This is a genomic window from Streptomyces sp. NPDC032198 (assembly GCF_040636975.1).
Classification (GTDB): Bacteria; Actinomycetota; Actinomycetes; order Streptomycetales; family Streptomycetaceae; genus Streptomyces.
This window is the reverse complement of record NZ_JBEZVL010000042.1, coordinates 1-3,452: the sequence shown is the minus strand read 5'-3', so window position 1 is coordinate 3,452 and position 3,452 is coordinate 1. Positions and strand designations below refer to the sequence as shown.

Here is a 3,452-nt window from a genome sequence, read left to right as displayed (position 1 = left end):
ACCACCGTCGCCACCGCCCACCGCAACCACGCCGACACCACCGACGTACTCTCCGCATGGGTCCACGCCGGACTCACCCACGCAGACACATGGCCATGGAAGTACGCGGTGCCGCAGACTTCGGTGGAGACCACCCTCCCCACCTACGCCTTCGACCGCCGACGCCACTGGCTCCCCACCCCCGGCGGTGCCCCGGCCGACCCCTCGGCCTGGGGCGCGGACGGGCTCGGCCACCCCTGGCTCACGCTCTCCACTCCGCTGGCTGACGACGACGGACTGCTCCTCACCGGCAGGATCGACGCCACCGACGGCGCGCAGGGCTGGCTGGGCGACCACCGCGTATTCGGCACCGCGCTGCTACCCGGCACCGGAATCCTGGACATGGTCCTCACCGCCGCCGAACGCGTGGACGCCACCGGGATCAACACCCTCACCCTGACCACCCCCCTCGTCCTCCCCGAAACCGGGCCGCTGCGGATTCAGATCGCCGTCAGCGGCACCGACGGCAACGGACACCGCCAAGTCACCGTCCACACCCACCCCGACCCCGACACCCACCCCGACACCCCCTGGACCACCCACGCCACCGCCCAACTCACCCACCTGGCAGTCGGCGACCCCGACGGCCACGGGTTCCGGGACCTCCGGAGCTGGCCGGTGGCGGGCACCACGTCAGTGGATCTGGACGGGGTCTACGACCAGTTGCGCGAGCGCGGCATCGACTACGGACCCGCGTTCCAGGGCCTGGTGGAGCTTTCCCGCACCGGCGACACCGCTTACGCCGTGGTCCGCCTGCCCGAAGCCGCGGCCGAGAGCGCGGCGGCAGGCGGCTTCGCCGTGCATCCGGCGCTGCTGGACGCGGCGCTGCACGCGATATCCGTGCTGGACGGCGACACCGCGCGGGTGTCGCTCCCCTTCGAGTGGACCGGAACGGAGCTGTACGCCACCGGGGCGACCGAACTCCGCGTCCGGATCGAGCTGGACCCAGCGTCATCCGAGGCCCGGCTGTGGCTGGCGGATGCCCACGGCGACCCGGTGGCGTACGTCGAGGGGCTCGTTCTGCGTTCAGCGACCGAGCAGCAGCTGCGGCAGCGCACGGCCAGCAACCTCTACCGGCTCGACTTCCAGCTTCCCCGCACGACGCGCGAAACGCCGGCCGAGACCTGGGTCCTGGGCGGCTCCGATGATCTCGCCCCGGTGATCGGTGGACAGTGCGTCACCGACGTGGACGATCTGCGAGCCCGGCTCGATGCCGGGGACGAGGCACCGGCCCGCCTCGTCGTCGACGCCACCACGCAGGACCCGGGTGATCTGGCGGACGCGGTGCGCAAGGCCGCCGCCACCGCACTGCACGTCGTACAGGCTCTGTTGGCCGAGTCCCGGCTTGACGGGACCGAACTGGTCTGGGTGACCCGTCACGCGCTGTCCGTGGACGAGGGCGAGACCGTCGAACTCGCATCGGCGCCCCTGTGGGGTCTACTGCGTGCCGCGCGCGCCGAGTACCCGCTGCGATCGCTGCGCCTGGTGGACGCCGGTTCCGGACCCGAGGATGTCGCCGCGCTCGCCAGGGCCGTGTCCGTCACGGACGAGCCCGAGATCGCGGTACGGGGAGGAGAGATCCGGGTCGCGCGGCTCATCGCGGTCGAGCCGGAGCTGGAGCCGGAGCCGGAGCCGGGAGACGCAACCTCGGCAACTCCGTTGTCGGAGGGAACGGCGCTGATCACCGGAGGAACCGGTGAGCTGGGCAGCGAGCTCGCCCGGCATCTGGTGCGCACCCGTGGGGTTCGGCGCCTCGTGCTGACCTCGCGTCAGGGTGAGCGGGCCCCGGGGGCCGCTGACCTCGCCGCCGAACTCGCCGGACTCACGGGCGCCGGGGCCGACAGCGTACGGATCGTGGCCTGTGACGTGGCCGACAGGCAAGCCCTTGCCGGTCTGATCGGTTCCATCGACGATCTGGACTCGGTATGGCATCTGGCCGGTGTGCTGGACGACGGATTGCTGCACGACCAGAACACGGAGCGGCTGGAGCGCGTACTCGCTCCGAAGTTGGACGCCGCGCTGCATCTGGACGAACTCACCCGGGACCATGCGCTGTCCGAGTTCGTCATGTTCTCATCGCTCGCCGGAGTGTTCGGAAGTGCCGGTCAGAGCACGTACGCGGCAGGCAACGCGTTCCTCGACGCCTTCGCCATGTGGCGTGCGCACGCGGGCCTGCCCGCCAGGAGTCTGGCCTGGGGACTGTGGGAGCAGGCGGGAACGGGGTTGACCGCGCAGCTCGGCCAGGCCGAGCTGACCCGGATCCGGCGCATGGGCGTGGAGCCGTTGTCCGTGGACGAGGGACTACGGGCACTGGACGCGGCGCTGGCGACGGACACGTGGGGGCATCTGGTTCCCGTGCGGCTCGGTCTTGCTTCGTTGCACCGTGGCCAGGACGAGGTACCGGCGCTGCTCCGCGGTTTGGTCAGGAGGCGCCTGCGGCAGGCGAACGCGGGTGAGGCACTCTCGCCCTCGGGTCTGCGCGGCAGGCTCGCAGCGCTCTCCCCCGACCAGCGACGGGAGTCGGTGACGCTGCTGGTGCGGTCGGCGGCGGCGAGCGTGCTGGGTCTTGCGGACGAGGGTGCGGTGTCGGCGCAGCAGGTGCTCAGGGACCTCGGCCTCGACTCTCTGTCGGCCGTGGAACTGCGGCGCCGGGTCTCGCAGGAAACCGAGGTTCCCCTGCCCGCGACACTGGCGTTCGACTACCCGACCCCGGCTGCCATGGCGGAGTTCCTGCTGGAACGGATGGACCTGTCACAGGCAGCGCTGCCCGCCGAGGCCGACGCTGTCGTACGGGCTGCGGACGAGGACGACGATCCGGTCGCGATCGTGTCGATGGCGTGTCGGCTGCCGGGTGGGGTGGGGACGCCGGAGGAGTTCTGGGAGTTGTTGTCCTCGGGCGGGGATGCGATCGAGGGCTTCCCGTCGCGGTGGGACGGCTGGGACGTGTACGACCCCGACCCGCAGGCCGTGGGCAAGACCTATGCGCGTACCGGCGGATTCATTCAGGACGTCGAGGAATTCGACGCGGACTTCTTCGGGATCCCCCCACGCGAAGCGCAGGCAATGGACCCCCAGCAACGCCTGGTCCTGGAAGCCTCCTGGGAAGCCCTCGAACGCGCCGGATTCCGTCCCGAAGCCCTTGAGGGCAGCAACACCGGTGTGTACCTCGGTGCGATGGGGTCGGACTATGACCGTCTCCACAAGCATGACCTGAGTGCGCTCGACGCGTACGGCTCGATGGGCAGCGCGAGCAGTGTGTTGTCGGGTCGGGTGTCGTATTCGCTGGGGCTGCAGGGCCCGGCGGTGACGGTGGATACGGCGTGTTCGTCCTCGCTGGTGGCCCTGCACCTGGCCGTGACCGCGCTGCGCCAGCGCGAGTGTGACGTCGCGCTGGCCGGTGGCGTGACGGTGAT

Annotated in this window: 1 protein-coding gene; it reads left to right on the top strand. The window is 70.8% G+C overall.

What is annotated here, in order from left to right:
* Window positions 1–108: 108 nt before the first annotated feature.
* The coding region (locus AB0E78_RS41790; RefSeq protein WP_361844943.1) for a type I polyketide synthase at window positions 109–3,452 on the top strand (3,344 nt) is incomplete at its 3' end.